Annotated in this window: 19 protein-coding genes; 13 read left to right on the forward strand and 6 right to left on the reverse strand. The window is 69.5% G+C overall.

Annotated elements, in window-relative coordinates; all coding sequences use genetic code 11:
• The first annotated feature begins 6 nt into the window (after positions 1-6).
• The 3 genes from BHS09_RS35110 to BHS09_RS35120 all read left to right on the forward strand — a co-directional run bounded on the left by BHS09_RS35110 (position 7) and on the right by BHS09_RS35120 (position 5,219).
• Complete coding sequence (locus BHS09_RS35110) at positions 7-2,559, forward strand: M1 family metallopeptidase (protein WP_140795715.1); 2,553 nt, start codon at positions 7-9, stop codon at positions 2,557-2,559.
• Positions 2,556-3,920, forward strand: a complete 1,365-nt coding sequence (locus BHS09_RS35115; protein WP_174260613.1) for a DUF6986 family protein — start codon at positions 2,556-2,558, stop codon at positions 3,918-3,920. Before BHS09_RS35110 ends, BHS09_RS35115 begins: the two co-directional genes overlap by 4 nt.
• A 168-nt stretch (positions 3,921-4,088) precedes the next feature.
• The gene (locus BHS09_RS35120) at positions 4,089-5,219 is read left to right on the forward strand and encodes a hypothetical protein (protein ID WP_237080019.1); all 1,131 of its coding nucleotides are present in this window, start codon (positions 4,089-4,091) and stop codon (positions 5,217-5,219) included.
• 154 nt (positions 5,220-5,373) lie between these two features.
• Here the strand turns inward: BHS09_RS35120 and BHS09_RS35125 are convergent, their stop codons facing one another.
• The 4 genes from BHS09_RS35125 to BHS09_RS35140 form a co-directional block, all read right to left on the reverse strand.
• Positions 5,374-6,441, reverse strand: a complete 1,068-nt coding sequence (locus BHS09_RS35125; protein WP_140800232.1) for a DUF2804 domain-containing protein — start codon at positions 6,439-6,441, stop codon at positions 5,374-5,376.
• Between the two features lie 130 nt (positions 6,442-6,571).
• A complete protein-coding gene (locus tag BHS09_RS35130) occupies positions 6,572-7,744 on the reverse strand; it encodes an ABC transporter permease (RefSeq protein ID WP_140800233.1) in 1,173 nt (390 codons plus the stop codon).
• Positions 7,741-8,478 carry an ABC transporter ATP-binding protein gene (locus BHS09_RS35135; protein WP_140795720.1) on the reverse strand — a complete coding sequence of 246 codons (738 nt, stop codon included), beginning with the start codon at positions 8,476-8,478 and terminating at the stop codon, positions 7,741-7,743. Before BHS09_RS35135 ends, BHS09_RS35130 begins: the two co-directional genes overlap by 4 nt.
• A 13-nt stretch (positions 8,479-8,491) precedes the next feature.
• On the reverse strand, positions 8,492-10,009 hold the full coding sequence (locus BHS09_RS35140) for an alpha/beta hydrolase (RefSeq protein ID WP_140800234.1): 1,518 nt from the start codon (positions 10,007-10,009) through the stop codon (positions 8,492-8,494).
• Positions 10,010-10,093: 84 nt separating this feature from the next.
• On the opposite strand from BHS09_RS35140, the gene BHS09_RS35145 reads away from it, so the two are divergent.
• The 5 genes from BHS09_RS35145 to BHS09_RS35165 all read left to right on the forward strand — a co-directional run bounded on the left by BHS09_RS35145 (position 10,094) and on the right by BHS09_RS35165 (position 13,370).
• A complete protein-coding gene (locus BHS09_RS35145; protein ID WP_140800235.1) occupies positions 10,094-10,936 on the forward strand; it encodes an LEA/WHy family protein in 843 nt (280 codons plus the stop codon).
• A gap of 105 nt (positions 10,937-11,041) precedes the next feature.
• Complete coding sequence (gene panD, locus BHS09_RS35150; RefSeq protein ID WP_011556755.1) at positions 11,042-11,434, forward strand: aspartate 1-decarboxylase; 393 nt, start codon at positions 11,042-11,044, stop codon at positions 11,432-11,434.
• Between the two features lie 109 nt (positions 11,435-11,543).
• Positions 11,544-11,987, forward strand: a complete 444-nt coding sequence (locus BHS09_RS35155) for a hypothetical protein (RefSeq protein ID WP_140800236.1) — start codon at positions 11,544-11,546, stop codon at positions 11,985-11,987.
• 3 nt (positions 11,988-11,990) lie between these two features.
• Positions 11,991-12,623 carry an EcsC family protein gene (locus BHS09_RS35160; RefSeq protein ID WP_140795724.1) on the forward strand — a complete coding sequence of 211 codons (633 nt, stop codon included), beginning with the start codon at positions 11,991-11,993 and terminating at the stop codon, positions 12,621-12,623.
• A 159-nt stretch (positions 12,624-12,782) separates the two neighbouring features.
• Positions 12,783-13,370, forward strand: coding sequence for a MarR family winged helix-turn-helix transcriptional regulator (locus tag BHS09_RS35165; protein WP_174260614.1), 588 nt, complete (start codon positions 12,783-12,785; stop codon positions 13,368-13,370).
• Between the two features lie 51 nt (positions 13,371-13,421).
• Here BHS09_RS35165 and BHS09_RS35170 read toward each other — a convergent pair whose 3' ends face one another.
• Positions 13,422-15,134, reverse strand: a complete 1,713-nt coding sequence (locus BHS09_RS35170; RefSeq protein ID WP_140800238.1) for a carboxypeptidase-like regulatory domain-containing protein — start codon at positions 15,132-15,134, stop codon at positions 13,422-13,424.
• A 5-nt stretch (positions 15,135-15,139) separates the two neighbouring features.
• Complete coding sequence (locus tag BHS09_RS35175; RefSeq protein WP_140800239.1) at positions 15,140-16,003, reverse strand: exonuclease/endonuclease/phosphatase family protein; 864 nt, start codon at positions 16,001-16,003, stop codon at positions 15,140-15,142.
• A gap of 313 nt (positions 16,004-16,316) precedes the next feature.
• Between BHS09_RS35175 and BHS09_RS35180 the strand changes: the two genes are divergently transcribed.
• The 5 genes from BHS09_RS35180 (at position 16,317) to BHS09_RS35200 (ending at position 19,971) form a co-directional block, all read left to right on the forward strand.
• Positions 16,317-16,640 carry a hypothetical protein gene (locus BHS09_RS35180; RefSeq protein WP_237080020.1) on the forward strand — a complete coding sequence of 108 codons (324 nt, stop codon included), beginning with the start codon at positions 16,317-16,319 and terminating at the stop codon, positions 16,638-16,640.
• A gap of 47 nt (positions 16,641-16,687) precedes the next feature.
• On the forward strand, positions 16,688-17,293 hold the full coding sequence (locus BHS09_RS35185; protein WP_237080021.1) for a hypothetical protein: 606 nt from the start codon (positions 16,688-16,690) through the stop codon (positions 17,291-17,293).
• 136 nt (positions 17,294-17,429) lie between these two features.
• A complete protein-coding gene (locus BHS09_RS35190) occupies positions 17,430-18,068 on the forward strand; it encodes a hypothetical protein (protein ID WP_140800242.1) in 639 nt (212 codons plus the stop codon).
• A 117-nt stretch (positions 18,069-18,185) separates the two neighbouring features.
• Entirely contained in the window at positions 18,186-18,887 is a 702-nt protein-coding gene (locus BHS09_RS35195) for a hypothetical protein (protein WP_237080022.1), read from the forward strand.
• Between the two features lie 112 nt (positions 18,888-18,999).
• Positions 19,000-19,971: an Ig-like domain-containing domain gene (locus BHS09_RS35200; RefSeq protein ID WP_140800244.1), complete on the forward strand. Its 972-nt coding sequence runs from the start codon at positions 19,000-19,002 to the stop codon at positions 19,969-19,971.

A 19,971-nucleotide genomic window follows, 5' to 3' on the forward strand; every position in this document is an offset into this window, starting at 1 on the left:
GTCCCTATGGCGCATCCGACCGAAGACAAGAACTTCCGCCTGCCGACCTCCATCCGTCCCCGCCGCTACGCGGCCACGCTGACCCTGGACCTGGACGCGAAGTCCTTCTCCGGCCAGCAGACCATCGACCTGGACGTGGCGGCGCCGTCGAACGAAATCATCCTGCACGGCATCGCCCTGGAGCTGAGCGACGTGACGTTCCGCGCCGGTGGCCAGCAGCGCAAGCCGGCCTCCATCCAGCCCGCGCAGGCGAGCGAGACGGTGGTGCTCCGCTTCGATGAAGCGCTGCCCACGGGCGCCGCGTCGCTGGACGTCGCGTGGACGGGGCGCTTCACGGAAGGGCTGCGCGGCCTGTACCAGGCGGGCAAGGTGGCGGCCACCCAGTTCGAGGCCGCCGACGCGCGCCGACTCTTCCCCTGCTTCGACGAGCCCGCCTTCAAGGCGCGCTGGGCCCTCACCGTCCGCGTGCCGCAGGGGCTCACCGTGCTGGGCAACGGCCCGGTGGTGAAGGACACGCAGGAGGGCAACCTGCGCGCGGTGACGTTCCAGGAGACGGAGGTGCTCAGCAGCTACCTCATCGCCCTGGTGGTAGGCCCGCTGGTGGGCACGGACGCGCAGGACGTGCAGGGCGTGCCGGTGCGGACCTGGGCGCTGCCGGAGAAGGCGCACCTGACGCGCTTCGGCCAGGACGTGGCGCTGGCGGTGCTGCCCAGGCTCCAGGACTACTTCGGGCTGCCGTATGCCTTCACCAAGGTGGACCAGGTGGGCATCCCCGACTTCGAGGCCGGCGCCATGGAGAACGCCGGCCTGATTACCTACCGCGAGGTGGCGCTGCTGCTGGACCCGGCCACCGCGCCGCTGTCGGTGAAGAAGCGCGTGGCGGAGGTGGTGACGCACGAGCTGGCGCACCAGTGGTTCGGCAACTGGGTCACCATGGTGTGGTGGGACGACCTGTGGCTCAACGAGGCGTTCGCCACGTGGATGGCCTTCAAGATTGTCGACCAGTGGCGCCCCGAGTGGCGCATGTGGCTGGACTTCGACGCGCACCGCGCCAGCGCGCTGCACCTGGACGCGCTCAAGTCCACGCACCCCATCCACGGCGAGGTGCGCAACGCGGGCGAGGCCGGTGAGAGCTTCGACGCGATTACGTACGAGAAGGGCGGCGCGGTGCTGCGGATGATTGAGGGCTTCCTCGGGGAAGACCCCTTCCGCGAAGGCATCCGCCAGTACATGCGCAAGCACGCGCGCGCCAACGCGGTGAAGGAAGACTTGTGGAATGCGCTGGGCGACGCCGCGAAGCAGCCGGTGGAGGAGCTGGCCACCGCGTGGGTGGGCCAGAGCGGCTTCCCGTTGGTGACGGCGACGCTGAACGGGCGCGGGCTGTCGCTGTCGCAGCGGCGCTTCTACAGCGAGCCCGGTGTGCAGAGCGGTGAGGTGTGGCCGGTGCCGGTGGTGCTGCGCTACGAGGACAGCACCGGCGTGCGCGAGCAGCGCGTGCTGCTGCGGGACGCCCAGGCCACGGTGAAGCTGGAGGGCGAAGGCGCAGTGAAGTGGCTGACGGCCAACGCGGGCTCCACCGGCTTCTACCGGGTGGCCTACGACAAGCCGGGCCTGGAGAAGCTGGCGACGAACCTGAAGTCGCTGGCCCCCTCCGAGCGCACCGCCCTGCTGGCGGACCAGTGGGCGCTGGTGCGCGCGGGCCAGGCGTCGGTGGCGGACCTGCTGGACCTGGTGGGCCGCTTCGGTGACGAGGAGGACGACTCCGTCCTGGACGAGCTGGTGGGCCGGCTGGCCTACATTGAAGGCCGGCTGACGGACGGCGAGGACCAGGTCCGCTTCCGAGCGTGGGTGGAGAAGCTGCTGGGGCCCGGGCTGAAGAAGCTGGGTTGGCAGTCCGCGCCGAACGAGGCGGACCCGGTGAAGCTGCGGCGCGCGTCGCTGGTGCGCGCGGTGGGTGGCCTGGCGCGCAGCCAGGACGCGCTCACCGAGGCCCGGCCTCGCGTGGAGCGCATGCTCCTGGGACAGCGGGACGCGCTGGAGCCCAACCTGCTGGACGCCGCGGTGGGCATGGTGGCGCGCGCGGGCGACGCGGCGCTCTTCGACACCTTCCTCCAGAAGATTCCGTCCGAGCCCGACCCGGCCACGCAGCGCCGCTACCTCATGGCGCTCACCGCCTTCGAGGCCCCGGAGCTCACCGAGCGCGCGCGCGGGCTGCTCTACACGGACACGGTGAAGACGCAGGACGTGGCCAGCTTCGTGGCGGGGCTGCTGGGCAACCGCGTCGGTCGCGACGCGTGGTGGGCGCAGATGCGCACGCAATGGAAGGACGTGGTGGCCCGCACCGGCGGCGCCCCCATGCTGCTGCGCCGCATCGTCGAGGCCATGGGCATGCTGCGCACGCGCGAGCACCTGGAGCAGATGCAGGCCCTGCTCAAGGCCCAGCCCATCCCCGAGGCGCAGCAGGCCACGGCGCAGACGCTGGAGCGGCTGTCCCAGGATGTGGCGCTGCGTGAGCGCTGCATGCCCGAGGTCTCCGCGTGGCTGAAGCGCCAGCCGTGAAGACGACGCTGACAGAAGCGAGCCTCTCGGGTGTGCGGGAGGCCCTGCGGCGGGCCAACGCGGGGTTCGAGCGCGCCTACCCGGGGGACTCGACCCAACGGCAGCCGGTGCACGTGGTGTACGGCGGCGCGCACCTCTTCCGGGCGGAGACGGCCCGGAAGCTGGGCGGCATCGCGCTGAACACGCTCAAGTCGTACGCACCGGATGCGCCCGTGCTGGCCCACGGGCTGGGACTGCCCCAGCGCGGCCGCTTCGCCCAGCGCGTCTACGCGCGCGTGGTGGCCAAGCTGGAGCGCGAGCCGGTGGAGGACCTGCGCATCGACTTCGAGGACGGCTACGGGCACCGCTCCGACGCGGAGGAGGACGGGCACGCCGTGTCCGCCGCGGAGGAGATGGCGCGCGGGCTGGCCCAGGAGCTGCTGCCGCCCTTCATCGGCATCCGGGTGAAGTCCTTCACCGAGGAGCTGTTCGACCGCGCCACGCGCACGTTGGATTTGTTCCTCACCACGCTGCTGGAGCGCTCGGGTGGGAAGCTGCCGCCCGGCTTCGTCGTCACGCTGCCCAAGGTGTCGCTGCCGGAGCAGGTGGCGACGCTCGCTCGCGTCCTGGAGGTGCTGGAGACGCGGCACGGGCTGCCGGTGGGCACGGTGGGCATCGAGCTGATGGTGGAGACACCCCAGGCGCTCTTCGACCCGCAGGGCCGGCTGCACCTGCCCACGCTGGTGGCCGCGAGCGCGGGCCGCTGCACCAGCGTCCACCTGGGCGTGTACGACTACACCGCCGCGCTGGGCGTCAGCGCGCATGCACAGACGATGCTGCACCCCGCCTGCGACTTCCTGCGGGATTTGGTGCAGGTGTCGCTGGCGGGCACGGGCATCCGGCTGGCGGATGGCGCCACCAACGTCATGCCGGTGCCACCGCACCGGGCGAAGGAGGACGAGCCGCTGCTGCCCACCGAGCGCCGGGAGAACATGGAGGCGGTTCACCGGGTCTGGCAGTTGTCGTACCGGCACATCCGGCACTCGCTGGAGCGGGGCTGGTACCAGGGGTGGGACTTGCACCCGGGCCAGCTCCCCGTGCGCTACGCGGCGGTGTATGCGTTCTTCCTGGAGGGGCTGGACGCGGCCTCGCGCAGGCTCAGGGCCTTCATGGAGAAGGCCGCGCAGGCCACGCTGGTGGGAGACGTCTTCGACGACGCGGCCACCGGGCAGGGCCTGCTCAACTTCTTCCTGCGGGGCCTGAGCTGCGGCGCGCTCACCCAGGACGAGGTGCTGGCCGCGGGCCTCACGCTGGAGGAGCTGCGCAGCCGCTCCTTCCGCGACATCGTCGCGTCACGCCGCGCCCAGGCCACTTCCGGCTAGGCCGCGGCTCCAGGCTTCGTCATGCGACGTCTCGCGCTCCTGCTGTGTTTCTCCTCCGCCTGTGCCGGGCCGTCCGTGACGACGGTCCGGCCGGAACCCTCCGTGCCGCAAACGCCCGCCGCGCCAGCAAGGCCCCCACCCCCGCCGACCGGCCCTTTCGCGCGCGAGTTGGCTCCGCTGCCCAAGCAGCGCGTGACGTCCACGGAGGGCATCTTCACGGCCGAGGTCGAAGCCGTGGCGGCGCCCAAGCTGACGCGGCACGAAGGCTCCACGCGCCTGGAGATTCCCCTGGGCACGGAGGCGCCGCTGAGCTGCTTCGTGTACGAGCGCCCCATCGACGCGGCGGGCGCGGTGCTCGCGGTGGCGAAGGCGGTGCAGGGCTACAAGGGCGTCACCGTGCGGAGCCTGACTCCCACGGACGTCTCCGTCGTCGCGGGTGCGCCGGTCATGTTCGTGGACGTGGACTATGAAGTGGCCACGTCCGGCGACAGTGTGGGCGCGGGCAGGCTGAAGCTGATGGTGAGCGCGAGCCCCGAGCTGCCCCTGCTCTGCGCGCATGACGAGCCCGGCTACGCGCGCACCTTCCAGCGCATCACGACGGGCATGGCCTCCACGCTCCAGGTGCCGGGCCATCCTCGGGCGCCCGCGCCCATGGCGGAACTTCGGGTGCTGAAGCTGGATGGCCGGCTCGCGGGCTTCGACTGGCGCACCGGGCGGAGCTTGGACGGTGGCGCGCAGCGCACGGAAGCATCCTCGAGCTTGCTGCTACCAGGGGCCTCGAATGGCCCACGCGCGGAGGACCGCACCGTCACCACCATCACGGATGACGCGGGCGAACTATTGGAGCAGCGCCACGCCCATGCCGAGAACGGAAGCCTCACGCTCCAGGTGACGCTCCGGCGGGAGCGGCAGCCCAAGCCCCCTCCAAGCGCGACGCCCACCAGGGTGTATCGCTATGAGGGACGGCAGGGCACCCGGCCGCTGAAGGGAACGTTCACGTCGAAGCGAGGACTCGCCACCCAGGCGATGGTCCGCATGGGCGTGCGCGAAGGGCTGCTCACGGGCGAAGCGTCCGAAGTGTCCTTCGACGTCTACCGTCCGGCGGAGCTGCTCTCCGGGCCCACGGAGGTCGTGCTGCGCCGGGCGCCCTCCGCCGGGCCACGAGCCCTGACCGTCACCATGGGTGCAACCAGCGAGGAGGCACGGGCCAACGCGAGCGGCGCATTCGAGTGGACCGAGCGCATCCTCCCGGAGGGCCGCCTCACGTCCGAACTCGTCCACACCGTCCCACCGCCCTGAAGCAAACGCCTGGACGCTTCAGGCGCGGCGCGCAGCACAACCGAGCGAAGAAGGACTCCCGCGTCACTTCATCCACGCCAAGCCACCGCGAGCAGCAGCGCGTTGGAGGAAACGGCGCGTGTCCTCCAAGCGCACCGCAGGCGGGGCGGACACCTCACCAGAGCATGTCCTGGTCCTCGGTGACGCCGGGGACGTTGGACAACTCCAGCGTGCGGCTCCCCACGCGCACCGTGCCGTTGAAGAAGCCCACCGGCTGCGCGAAGTGGCTCACGACGAGGCGCACGTTCCGGTCCTCGCGGTGCACATGAAGGGGCTGGAAGCGCAGGTCCACCGCGCCATCCACCGTCGCCAGACGCCACGGCGCCATCAGGTCCTTCGCGTCGTATTCGAAGCGGGCGCGCGCCAGCGGGTACAGCTTGTCCCCCAGCCACAGCGCGTTCTCGTTGGCGTCCGCGTTGCCCTCGTTGAAGCCCTCCACGAGGTTGATGCCCACCGGCATGCCGTCCGCCAGCCGCCCCGCCGCGAAGGCCCAGCGCCACGCGGTGTGCCGCGCCAGGTAGCCCTGCGTGTAGTCCATGCCGCCCACGCCTCCGTCCAACCGGAAGCGCTTCCCGCCTGCCTCCAGGCTGCCGAAGGTAAGCAGGCCGTTGCTCTTCATGGTGACGTTCACCAGCCCGTCACCCTCCACCGGCGCCACCACCGTGAGCGCGGGAGGACCGCCGGCCACCATCAAGTCGCCCTCCCACTGGAAGGACTGGAGGCTTCCGGTGCGCAGCCGGCTGACGTCCACCGCCACCCGGTAGCGCTCGTCGTCCTCGCCGCGCTGCACCGACAGCCGTCCGCCCAGCGTGCGGAAGGAGGCCTTGAGGCCCTGACCGGGCTTGTCGCCCAGCTCCACCATGGGGCCGGGCGTGCCCAGGAAGCTCACGTCACACAGCGGCTTGCGCTCGCGCAAGTCCAGGGCCACCGCGAAGGCGCTCGACGTGTAGCCCAGGTCCACCACCGCGCAGAGCGCGGCGACCTCGGGCGTGGCCGCGAAGGTGTAGTGCCAACGCTTGCGCTTCAGCAGACGCGTGGTGCGGCCCGGGGCCCACTGCCCTTGCAGGCGCGGCAGGTCCACTTCGGGCAGCTCACCCTGGTAGGTACCGAATCGGGGCTCCCCCCCGGAGGTGGCCACGGACACTGGCGCGGGAGGGAACAAGGCATCTTGCTCTGGCTTCATCTGGCCCCATTGGAAGGCAAAGGCGCGTGGCTGTCATGTCAGGCCGCCGCCCAAGCGCCACCCGCCGACAGTGACACCTGAGAGGTTGTGCGGAGCGTAACGCAACAGCGGCGCGCTGGGGACCCTCTCGTCAGCCCCGGCCGAAGACGATGCGCTCCTGGGTCAACAAACGAGCGGTGACCGCCAGCGACAACACCGTGAGCAGGATGCTGGACGCGCCAGCGATGAGGAACGGCAGCGCGCCCATCGGCTCACCGCGCATCACCTCGCCCGCGAGCACCTCCTGGCCCAGCACCGGCACCGCGAACATCCACATCTTCGGCTGGAGCGGCGACAGGGCCAGCACCATGCCCGGCAGCATGGGCACCACCATCAGGAGGGACAGGTACGTCTGCGCTTCCTTGAAGGAGCGTGCATAGGTGGACACCCACACCTGCACGGCGGAGGCGGCCAGGGCCAGCGGCAGCACGGCGGCGGCCATGCCCAGGGCGGCGGGCGCGTCGAAGCGGGCCTTCACCCCCAGGTCCTCCAAGGGCACGCGCCGCACCACCAGCATGTAGGCCACCAGCGTAATCAGCACCGCCGCGACGGCCATGACCACGGTGGCCAGCCACTTGCCCGTCACCACCGCGCTCCGGGGTGCCGGGTTGAGCAGCAGGGGCTCCAGCGAGCCGCGCTCGCGCTCACCCGCCATGGCGTCGCTGGCCACCTGCATGCCGCCCGCGAAGGCGGCGATGACCAGGAAGAGCGGCACCATGTTGAGCAGCCCCGCCGCGGTACGCTCCGGCGTGGACAGGTCCGCCTCCTGCACCCGCACGGGAATGGCCAGGTCCGGCGAGACGCCACGCGCATAGAGGCGCTGGTTGCCCAGCATCTGGGCATACGCCTCCAGCAGCCCCCGCGCGCGCAGCACCGACTGGCGCGCGGACTGGCGCGAGCTGTCCACCACGAGCTGCACCTCGGCGGTGCGCCCGGCGGAGTACGATTCGGCGTAGTCGTCCGGCACCACCAGCACCGCGTCCAGCGAGCCCGCCCGGATGCGCGACTCGTAGTCCTCCGGCGCCTCTTCCAGCTGCGCGCCGTAGCGCTCCAGAAAGGCCATCAGGCTGGGGGCGTGCTCCCGCCCCACCACCGGCAACGCCAGCGGCCGGTCCTGCCGGTACCAGGAGGCCAGCAGGTTGAACATCACCATGAACACGACGGGGCCAATCAGCGGCCACATCAACGCGGTGAGCACCGAGCGCCTGTCGCGCAGGTGGTCCTTCAGCTCCTTGCGGAAGACGGCGAAGGACAGCCCGCTCATTGCATCAACCCCTGGTCCGTGCCGATGGTGGCCACGAAGGCCTCCTCCAGGCTGTCCTTGCCGGTGCTCGCGCGCAGCGCATCCGGCGTCCCGTCCGCCACCACCCGCCCGTGCGCCACCACCACGATGCGGTCACACAGCGCGGCCACTTCCTGCATCACGTGGCTGGAGAACACCACGCACCGGCCTTCATCCTTCAGCCGCCGCAGCAGCGTGCGCACCGAGCGCGTGCTCATGACGTCCAGCCCGTTGGTGGGCTCGTCCAAGAGCACGTTGCGAGGCCCGTGCACCAGCGCCCGCGCCATGGCCACCTTCACGCGCTGGCCCTGGCTGAAGCCCTCCGTGCGACGGTCCGCGATGTCCCGCATGTCCAACAGGTCCAGCAGTTCGTCCACGCGCTTGTCCAGCGTGGCGCCAGACAGGCCGTGCAGCTCGCCGTAGTAGCGCGCGTGCTCGCGGGCGGTGAGGCGCGGATAGAGGCCACGCGCGTCCGGCAGCACGCCCAGCGCCCGCCGGGCATCCTGCGGCCGCTGCACCACGTCCACGCCGTCCACCAGCGCGGTGCCGCGGTCCGGCCGCACCAGCGTGTAGAGCATGCGCATGGTCGTCGTCTTGCCAGCGCCGTTGGGGCCCAGCAGGCCGGTGATGACGCCGTCCTCCGCCGTGAAGGACACGTCCTCCACCGCCGTCACCTTCTTGCCAAAGCGCTTGTGCAGGTTCCTGGCTTCAATCATGGCGCGCGCGTCCTCACGGCACCGGGCCGGCGAAGGAGGTGAAGAAGGGGGGACGGGTGAGCTTGGCGCCGCACGCGGACGACAGCCCCTCCACGCTCCCTTGGGTCAGCAGGTCCACCATCAGCGTGCGCGCGCAGTCCGCGCCCATCGTGTTGTGGCCCACGCCGGGCACCACCACGTGCAAGCTGTTGGAGAGCGTGCGCTTCGCCTCCTCGGCCCACCCGGGCGGCGTCACCGGGTCCAGTTCGCCCGACAAGAGCAGCGTGGGCACCGACGACACCACCGGCTCGCGGTAGCCCTGGGGCAGGCTCCCACGCGGCCAGTCCGCGCAGACGGAGAGCACTTCCCGGCCCATGGTCGGACCGAACCAGGTGCCCTGCGACTCGCGCACCAACGCCGCCTCGTCGTAGAAGGGCGCGTCCTCCGCGCACACGACGGCGAAGTAGAGGCCATGGCTCACCGTGCGTCCCAGGTTCTCCGTCAGGCCCACGCTGAGCGCGACGAAAGGGGACCAGTCTCCCTGCGTGGCCCGGTCCAGCATCAACGGCACCAGGGAGGACATCTCCGGGCTGTAGAGCTGCGCGAAAAGCTGCGCCAGGAAGGCGCGACGCGACAGGACGACCTCCTCCAACACACCGGTGCGCGGGTGCGCCACCTGGGTGCGCGCGGGCGTGGTCTCCAGCGTCGTCAGCAACGCCTCCGTCCTGGACCGCAGGTTCGGATACGCCTGGGTACACGCCGCGTCCGCCTCGCAGTTCGCCAGCAGCCGGTTCAGCGCCTGCTGCGCGTCGCGGGGCGCGAACAGCGGCAGGTACAACCCCATGGGCGCCACGCCGTCCAGGATGGCGGTCCGCACGCGCTCCGGGTGCTGCCGCATGTACACGAGCGCCGCGCGCGTGCCGTAGGACACGCCCCAGAGGTTGAGCTTCTCGTAGCCCAGCGCCTCGCGGACCTCGTCCAGGTCATCCATGGCGACGGGCGTGGTGTAGTGGCGCACGTCCGCGTCCCAGCCCTCGCGGCACTTGCGCACCTCCTCCGCCGCCTTGCCTTCCTCGAGCCTCGAGGACAGACCGTCCTCCGGCGAGTCCGTCTTGCAGTTCAGCGGATTCGAGTCCCCCGTGCCCCGCTGGTCCACCAGCACGATGTCGCGCTTGCGGCGGATGCGCTCCACCGCCATCAACACCTGCGTCGAGCGCGACGCTGACTGGCCCGGTCCACCCGCCAGCAGCACCAGCGGGTCCGGCTGCGGCTGCGCCGCCAGCGCCGGCACCACCACCACGCGAAGGGGAATCTTGCGGCCCGTGCGAGCGGCCCGGTCCTCGAAGACCTCGTAGGTCCCACACTGGGCCTGCGTGGCCAGCCCCTCCAGGCGGCAGGGCTTCAACGACAGCGTTCGCCGCTCCGCGGGGTCCTGGTTGCTCTTGGAACAGGACACCGATGCCGCAGCCAGTAGCCCCAGGGCCAGCAAGGCGCGCCAGGGCGGAAGATGGGAGGAGATGTGTGCACGGACCCCGGGCAAGGGTGCCTCCATCTGGGTACGGGAGGCACCTCACATACCACCTCTACGGCATTGCATTGAATCCCGCGCGGAGCAGGTGCGTCCGGTGATACGCCCATGCCCACCATGAAACGTGCCCTTCTCCTCCTGGCCGTCCTTGGACTCACCACGCTCAGTGGCTGCGCCGCCTTGCAGAAGATGCTGAAGGGGGCTTTCAAGAAGCCCACCCTCTCCTTCAAGACGGCCCGGCTCGCGGATGCGTCCTTGTCCGACGCCACCATCAACCTGGTCTACGAGCTGAACAACCCCAACGGCTTCGGGTTGAACCTGGCCGAGGTGGACTACGCCTTCTTCGTGGAGGGCAAGCAGGTGGTGGCCGGCAAGCCACGCTCGGGGCTGGCGCTCAAGGCCAACGGCAAGAGCGAGCTCGTCTTCCCCGCCAACGTGAAGTTCGCGGACATCGTCCCCGTGCTGGAGACCTTCCTCAAGCAGGACAAGGCCGCCTTCAAGGCCCAGGGCACGCTGGGCGTGAAGACGCCCATCGGCGTGCTGAGCTTCCCGCTGGCGAAGGAGGGCACCTTCGAGGTCCCCAAGATTCCGCAGGTGTCCTTCCAGGCGCCGCGCATCAAGGACATCACCCTGTCCGGCGCCACCGTGGAATTCCCGTTGTCCATCACCAACCGCAACAGCTTCCCGCTACCGGTGGCCGGCATCACCGGCGCGCTGAAGGTGGCGGGCGCGGATGTGGGCACGCTGTCCACCGGAAACCTGGGCAAGCTGGACGGCAGCGGGACGAAGCAGGTCACCCTGCCCCTCACCATCAACTTCGCTCGCGCGGCGAACGCGGCCTTGGCCCTGCGCTCGGGCGGAAATGCGCAGGTTCGCCTGGACGGCAAGCTCACCTCGGAATCCCAGAGCGTTCCCCTGAGTCTCAATCAGCTCGTCAATTTCGTTAAGTGACGCCTGCCTGCACTGCGGGCAGGGGAACTGAACACAGGGTTGTCCCAGGGCGCCTCAGACGTTACGGTGGGGCGTCCTTGCCGCTTTTCCAAGGTCGAGACACACATGCGCCGCATCCTCTTCAAGTCGAAAATCCACCGCGCGACCGTCACCCAGGCTGACCTGGATTACGAAGGGTCCGTCACCATCGACCGCGACCTGCTTCGCGCCGCCGACATCGTGGAGAACGAAAAGGTCGCGGTCTGGAACATCACCCAGGGCACGCGCCTGGAGACCTACGCGCTGGAAGGCGAGGCCGGCAGCGGCGTCATCTGCATCAACGGCGCGGCGGCGCACCTGAACAAGCCGGGCGACCTGGTCATCCTGGCCACCTTCGCGGAAGTGGAGGAGGCCGAGGTGGCGAACTGGAAGCCCACCGTGGTGTTCGTAGACAAGGACAACCGCGTGGTGCCCGGGCAGACGAAGGAGATTCCGGGCCCGCAGCGCCGGTCGGCCTGACGTCTCGCGCCGCGGTGTCCCGCTGGCTGCTTTGCCCCATCGAACGCCTTTTGCCATGCTCCACCCATTCTTAAAGGGTGGGGTCATGGGCCCCGGAGGAGTCGATACGATGAGGCGGTCGTGGGTGAGCGCTGGCGCGCTCTCGCTGGTGCTGACAGGTTGTACGGGCACGGGGGCCTTCCGTCCGGATCCGAACAACGACGACCCGCTCTACGGGGTCATCCCTGTCGTGAAGGCGCCGCCGCAGAGCCGGTGCGAAGCGCTGGGCGAGTCCTCCGCGCGAGGCTCGTGTGATGACGCCCTCTACCTGGCCACCGAGTACACCCGCCGGCTTTCGGTGGGTGATGAGATCTGCCTCGAAGGTGGCTACGGCGAAGACCCGGGCTCGGCGTGCAGGGCGCGCGCGGCCATCATCGACACCTCTCCCAACCAGGTGAAGCTGGAGGTGCGCGGTCCGAAGCCGGACTCGCGCTGGTTCAACGTGGAGATGCGGCACGCCTGGTACGAAGAAGGCGCGCTGGTGGACCTCTACCTGTCCGAGCGGGGTTATTGAGGGATGGGTATCTACGACAGCGTGGCCGAGCGGCTGGCCTTCATGAAGAAGATGACTCCGGCGGAGCTGAAGAAGCTCGGCTCGGCGCGGCTGTCGGACATCGTCCTGCAGGAGGTGGCGCGCTCGCGTGTGCGCATCACCACCCTGGAGAAGCGCTACCCGCAGGCGTCGCCGCGGGAGCTGGCCCAGCGCATCGTGGACGAGAAGAAGAACCTCGCCAGCATGGTGGGTGGGGTGAGCGGGGTGTTCGGGCTGGTGGCGTTGCCGGCGGACCTGCTCTTCATGGCGTACCTGCAAATCATCCTGCTCACGGACGTGGCCACCCTCTACAAGGTGAACCTCAAGACGGAGCGGGCGCGCGGGGAGATGCTGGATTTGTTCGGCTACGCCAACGGCCTGGGCCCGCTGCCCCGCGCCGGTCCCAAGGTGCTGGGGAAGCTGGCCGCCATGCTGCTGGAGAAGGGCGGCATGCAGACGCTGGGGCGGGCCATGCCGCTGGTGGCCGCGCCCGTCACCGCCTACTTCAACAACCAGCACATCCAGATGGTGGGAGAGCAGGCCGTGCGCTTCTACGAGGGCTTCGACAAGGCTCACGCCAAGGCGAAGGCCCAGCGCAAGAAGGCCAGCGGCGCCTGACGGACCGCGCCCCGCACATTTCTTTCGGTGGGTCCGATATGCCTTCTGTGCCGGACCGTTGATCGCCCAGGCGGGGCCTTTGCCCCCTTGGAAGACGGGCGTTCATCGGGACTCCTCGGCCGGAGGGACGATGACGCCCGAGAGACGGAGGCGACCAGGATGTCCGAGCTCTCGGCGGAAGTGCGGGTGCAGGTGGCGCGGTTGAGGAATCTGCTCATCGACGTAGCGCGCTGCGGTGCGTTGGGCAGTCCCCTGGGTGCCCTACCCCATACCGAGCTGGACCCGATGGAGGTCCAGGCCATCTGGTGGCTGAAGGCGGAGAGCCTCCTTCCCGTCAACATCCTCGCGGAGCGGCTGGGCGGCATTGCTCCGCCCCGGCTGAGCCGGCTGCTGGACCGGTTGGAGGCCGCGCAGCTCGTCCAGCGCGAGCGCTCCGTGCGGTATGACCGGCGGCGCGTGCGGGTGAGGCTCACGGAGCAGGGCCGCGCCCTGGCGGAGCAGGCGGACTCGGTGGTTCAGGAGCGCATGGCCCGGCTGCTGATGCCGCTGGAGGGGGAACAGCGCAGCGCGCTGATGGACCTGCTGGAGGGGTGGGTGGAAGCCCTGGGCGGCAAGAACCGCGCGCCGGAGTTGGCCGCCGCCGAGGAGGGCGAGACGGATGCCCCCACGGCCGATGAGCTGGAGCCCGCCGCGGCGCCCAGGCGTACTCGCGAGGAGATGATGGCCATCATCGCCAACGCGGCCTGACGTGCGCGGCCCAGGCCCTGCTCGTGGCCATCGCCGCGAGCGGGGTCTTCCCTAGAGCTGAACGCGCACCTCGCCCCCTCGCCGGCAGGCCTCGGCGACTTCCCCTGTCCAGGGCGCGTATCCCTCCGCCTCCACCTCCAGGTGAAGGCCGAACGGCCTCACGCGCCCCAACCGCCAACGTCCCTGCGCATCCGTGAGTCCCCACGTGGGAGGGAGTGAGCCCACGTCACTGGAGGCGGTGACTCGCGCGCCGAACACCGGCTTGCGCCCATCCGTGACGAGCACCTCGCAATCGTTCCCCTCCACGTCCACCCGGAAGGTGACGGTGCCGTCCACCCTGTCCTCGCCCACGTCCGCGGCGGTGCTGCTGTAGACCTCCAGAACAGAGAAGGACACCAGCACTCGATAGCGCCCCGGCTCCAGAATGGACACGGCCATCCCATCCTCTTCCTGAATGTATGCGCCGGCGGAGGCCAGCTCCCACTGCTTCTCGTGGCGCCACCGCTGGAGGATGAACACGGGATAGGGCTTCTGGGTCCGCGCTTCTATCTGTGCCCGCATGGCGGCATCCATGCGCAGCACGAGCCAGCGGTAGGCCTTCACGCGCCACGTCACCTCGGCATCACTCACACCCGGCTCGGGCCTGAAATCGAAAGACTGCTCCGTCGCGGCCACCGGACGCCTGGAAACCGGCGACGCCACCTCGACGCGGAAGCGGGACGGCTCCCAGGACGGCAGCCCCGACACGACAAAACGCCCATCCGGCGCGAGCGGAATCTCCACGTCCTCTGGACCCAACAACCTCGCGCCTTCCGGTGGACGGAACGTTCCTTCCAGCTCCACCTTCCCCCGCAGCGTCACCGTGTCACCCACGCCCTCGGGAAAGAGCGAGCCCACGTCCAACACCACCGACTCCAAACGTCCCTCGCGCAGAGGCACCTCCACCCACCGGCTTTCCCGCCCCGCCGCGCTCCGGAGCACCAGCCTCACCGAGGGGTCCGTGGGCAATGGCAGCAACTCCAGCGACTTCCCCACGAGAAGCGGAAGCGCCACTCCGTCCGAGAGGGCGGAAGCGATGTCCGGCGCGACATGCCGAATCACGGGCAACAGTTCGCTCGCGCGCTCAGCGTCGCGAGCGTCCCGGGATACGCCACGCACCACACGAAGTGAGAACGGGCCATGCTCGGGTCGCACTCCCGCGAGCCGCACCCGCACACCGGTAGGCGCCCGGGCAGACAGCACGGCCTCCACGATGCCCGTGGTGACCCTCTCCTCGGGAACCACGTCGCCCAGCCAGAACGTTCCATCCGCTGCCCAGGCCACCACCCGGTAGAGCGGTGCCACTGGCACGAGCACCGGTCCCAACGTCCCCCCCGTCGCGGACGGCGTCACCTCCACGGGCCGCCACTCCGACACATTGGCCAGGTCCTCCAGCCGCCCAGGCCCGGCGCCCGCGCGCCCCTCGCGCTTCGACACTTCCCACATGTGCCGGTCCGCGTCGGAGATGGAGGCCACGCCCACGCGGGCCTCTCCCTGGAAGGGCACATCCCCTTGCAGCACCACGCGCAGACGCAGTCCCTCTGGGGGCGAGGGCTCCGGCGCCACGGGTGGCGGCGGATTCACGGGCGTCGCGGCTTCCACGCGCTCAGCGGGTGCGCGGGGAGGCGCCACCGGCGCGGCGACGTCCGCGGGCCACAGCCACCACATCGCGAGCGCAGCCAACACCAGCGCGGCGCCCCCCAAACCCCATGCGCGATGCTTCAAGGGTCTCAGTCCGTATCGCTGGTGGAATACAGCGTCAGGTAGATGGGCGCGTGGTCCGACAGGCGGGTGACGAAGTCCCGCGTGTCCCCGATGTAGTCGCGCCCCGCCGCGGAGAACTCCGTCACGTATTCGGGCTGCATCCAGAAGTGGTCATAGGCATTCACGTAGCCACCACTGAGGTTGATGGTGGTAGCCACGTTCAGCTGGCAGGTCACCGTGGGAGACAGCGCCACCAGGTTCGCCCAGGACGCCGTCGTGCATGCCATGTTGTGGTCCCCCACCAGGATGACGTCCTGGTCGGTGCGGCTGGCGTCCTGCACCGACTTGAACACCGCGCCGATCTGCTTCACCTCGGCGTCGCGGTCGGCGGGGTTGCCCCAGACGGTGTGCCAGTTGATGAACGTGTAGTCCGCGCCCGTGGGCGTGTGCCGCACGCGGACGATTTGCGGCTCGCGCTCGAACGTGTCGCCGGTGTCGTCGTACACACTGGATGACAGCAGTGACACCGTGTCCTCCCGGTACAGCACCGCGTAGATTTCCTTGTACGATGAGCGCCCGATGAGCGGCGTCTGCGCATAGCGCCACTTCACGCCGGAGACCGCGTTGAGCTCCGCCACGATGGCCGGAACCACGCTGGTATTCATCACCTCTTGCAGGAACACCAGGTCACAGCCGTTGTTGGAATTGCTGTTCGCGCCGTACTGCCGCCAGATCTGCTCCGCGTCCTCGCGGTACGTCTGCTCCGCGGTCCACCCCTCATGACGCAGGTTCCAGCTGACGGCGCGCAGATACGAGCCCGCCTGGGCCCACGTGGGAGCAGCCAGGACGACCAGCACCACCACGCGCAGCAAGAAGGACGGAAATCCCATGGAGTGACCTCGGCGTGAGAAGGGCGGCCATGCGGGGCGGCCGCACGCGCGGACCGAGCGCGTGCAACGGTCCTAGTGGATGAGGTTCGTGACCGGCAACCAACTTTCCTGAAACACAAGAAATACAGGGTCTTCCGAGACCCACCCGCGGCGCGCTTCGTCCTCCGCGCACGTCCCCACGCCACCGCTCCACCCATCAAATGCAACTTTATTGCATATGTCTCAAGATGGCATATTGTCGCGAGCGTTCCTGGAATGGGGATCTGGCGGGGACGGCAGAGCTCTGTCCTTCCGCGAAGGAGGGCGCGTCATCGTGAGCCGACTCATCTGGAGTATGGGATTCGCGGGACTGGCGCTGGCCTGCGCCGTCGCGGCCTGGCTTCACCGGCCGGTGGAGCTTCCGTCCCAGGCCGCGGAGCCCGAGGCTTCCACCCCGCTCGCCCAGGCCCCCACAGCGCGGCCGCGCTCCGTCGCGCGCGTCACCTTTCCGGACAGCGACTCATTCCAGGAGTCCTTCCGCCGCACCGCCGACCTGCGGCTCGGCGAGGGCACCACGCACATGCAGCTGCCCCCCGAGCGCCGGGCTTCGGGCGAGGTCGTGGCCGCGTGGCTCGTCCTGCGTCCCGCCACGCCCTGAACACACACCTCTGCCACCCCGCAGTACCCCTCCAAGGAGCAACCACCATGAAGCTGGAGTTCCCCTTCAAGCAGTCCCTGCTCGCCACCAGCGTGGCCGTCCTGCTCGCCGGCTGCGGCACCCCCGTCGAGGAGGAGTCCCCCATGGCTCCCGAGGCCGCCGCGCTGGAGAGCAGCGAGGACGCCCTGCTCAGCATGCTCCCCGCCTGCGAGGAGCCTGAGGAGTTGGAGCACGTCGTGGAGCACGCGTGCTACCACGCCGAATACGGCCCCTTCGAGCCCGTCACCGCCGCCGCCCTGGGCGCGCCCGTCCTGGTGGATGTCAGCCAGGCCCACACCGCCTACCAGGTCACCCTGCCGAAGCGCTCGCCGTTCAACTACGCCGGACGCGTCTCGTTCCTCCCGGACGAGTCGGGTGAGTTCGCCTTCATCCTGTCGCGCAACCGGGGGCTGCGCATCTTCGAGGCCGCCACCGGCACCGAGGTGGCGCGCGAGTGCCGCTACACCGTCCCCACCGACGTCTGCTCCAGCCTGAAGGCGGCCACCGTCGCGGACCTCGAAGCCAACACCGAGTACCACCTGGAGTTCCGCTCCATCCTCCCCTCCAACGCCGCCTTCACCCTCATCATCGAGGAGGCGGGTCACCACCACTGACCTGACAGGCGAAGCGTCCTCGGGGCCCACGGCGGGAGCTTCCTCCTCCCCCGCCGTGGGCCTTCGCATTTTCGCACCTGGGAATCAATTGCACCTTGATTACATTTGAACCCAAGAAGCATATAGGAAGCACCTCATGCGCCCGACCCTCCGAGTCCTCTTCCTGGCCGCGTGTGCCGCGGCGGCCGTCGCCTGTGGTGGTGGTGACGAAGACCCCACCCCCGTCGAGCCCGGCGGCCCCTGCGAGCCCAACGGCCACATCCACCGGGAGCCCACGGGCGACTGGTGCCACTGCAACAAGGGTTACGTGGCCGCCGATGATGGCCTGGCCTGCGTGCCGGACCCGAACCACGTCCCAGGCGACGGCTTCGACTTCGGTGACGAAGGCGAGCACGCCTGCTGGCACGTGACGAACGGTCCCTTCGTCACCATCAACGCCACCACCGCCCGTCATCCCCGCGTGGACGACTTCCACACCTACTACACGGTGAAGCTCCTCCCGGAGAACGGCCAGTATGTGGGGACGTTCAGCTACAAGGCCTTCGCCACCGGCAACTTCGTCGTCTACCTGAGCAGCCCGGACGTGCCCGTTACCCTCACCGAGACGGCCATCAGCACCACCGTGCCCCAGGCCGGCGCCCAGGCCACCGGAGACTTCTGCGACGGGTTGAAGCACATGGTCGGCTACGAACTGACGGACCGTGTCCAGTACACGCTCCAGCTCGGTCCCACGTCGCTGCCCGAGCTCCACATGGTCATCGAGCACGTGCAGTAGCGCATCCGAGACGAACCGACCTTTCGCATTGTTGCAACACAGATACTATTAAGTCATGAGTGGCAACTACCGGCGCTCGCGGCTTGCGGAGCCCGGCTCACGAAAGGAAGCCTCATCATGAAGTTGACCCAGCGGACCCTTTTCAGCGCATTCCTCGGCCTGTCGCTGGCCGCCTGCGGCCCCATGGACGATGCGGGGCAGGACTTCACGTCGGAGCAGGAGCAGCCCCTGGAGGCCACCTGCACCAGCGTGGACAACACGGCCATGACGACGCACGCGTGCGCCCACGCGTCCAACCCTGGCGACAACGTGAACGTGAATGGCGTCACCGGGGCGCCCGACATCAGCACCCAGCACAAGCACTACACCGTGACGCTGTCCGGCAGCGGCACGGGCAAGGTGACGTACATCCCCGTGGCCAGGGCCTCGGCGGGCTCCACCGTGGAGTCCGTCGCGTTCTACGCCACGCAGAACGTCATCATCACCGCCGTGGACAAGAGCGTCACACCCAACGTCACGCTGACCGCGCTGGTCAGCACCAACGGCATCACCGAGAGCACCTGCACGCTGCACCACGCGCGAGTGTTCGACCTCACGGTCGGCCACACCTACGAGCTGAACATCACCGCGCCCACCACCTCGGTCGGCATGGTGCCCGAGTACCTGTATGACAACCGCGGCCGCTACTACCGGGACGCGGACGGAGATGGCTACGGCGCCAACAGCCCGCTCTACCGCTTCGCCTGTGAGGCGCCCACGGGCTACGTCACCCAGCGCTTCGACTGCGACGACACCAACCCCACCATCTTCAACTGTTAGCCCGTCACCCACGGGGTGACCTGGGCATCACCGCAGCCCCTCCACCGGGGCGCCCCGCTCACCTCGGGGGGCGCTCCGGCCCTTCTCCCCGCCTCCCACCAAGGCCCCCCCGATGCGAACCGCCGCCACCACCACTCTGCTCGCCACGTGCGCCCTGCTGGCCCTGGCCGGCTGTGACAATGACGCCCCCGTCCCCCCGTCGCCGTCGCCCGACGCGGGCACCCGGCCGGATGCGGGAACCGAACCGGATGCGGGCACGCAGCCCGACGCGGGTTCGGTCCAGGGCCCCGCGGTCATCGGTTCCACTCCCTCGGAGGGAGCAACGAACGTCCTGCCCGTGGAGCTGTTCAAGGTGGACGCGACGACCACCGGGGTGCGCAAGCTCGTCACGCTCACCTTCGACACGCCCATGGACACCACAGCGGCGGAGGTCACGCTCGTCGACCGGACGACTCCGGCCAATGCCCCTCGCACGCTGACGGGCACCTGGTCCGAGGACGGCCTGACGCTGTCGGTCGCCATCCCCCGGCCCGAATCCGACCTGCCGCCGCTCGAGGAGGAGACGGCGTACACCCTGGAGCTCGGCGCGCTGCGCGGCGCGGAGGGCCACGCGGTGGACACGTCGCATGCGGGACTCGGTGATGGACGGCTGGACTTCACCACCGGCCGGCGCGACGGCACCACCGAACACGCCTGCGCCCACGCACTGCTGGAGCGCCCGGCGTCCGTCACCGCGAGCGCCTCCCCCACCATCTACCCCGCGACGGATACCTCCCACGAGTTCTACGCCCTGACGCTCCCCACCAGCGGCACGTCCTTTCTGGGCTACACGGAAGTCGTTTCGGGAGAGAGCCGGGACGAGCCCGTCATCCTGTACCTCAACCACCCCATCCCGGTGGCGGTGCACGACACGACGGAAGGCGAGGACGCCGTCGCCTCCGCGCTGGAGCCCGCCCGGCCCGTCTGTCTGCCCGCCATCACCCACACGCTGAAGTTCACCGCCCCCGGCGGCGACCGCTTCCTCCGGCTCACCTTCGGTCCAACGGAGCAGGAGACGTTCACCTTCGTCTTCGAACGCTACTGA

The organism is Myxococcus xanthus (genome assembly GCF_006402735.1).
In the GTDB taxonomy this organism is placed as follows: Bacteria; Myxococcota; Myxococcia; order Myxococcales; family Myxococcaceae; genus Myxococcus; species Myxococcus xanthus_A.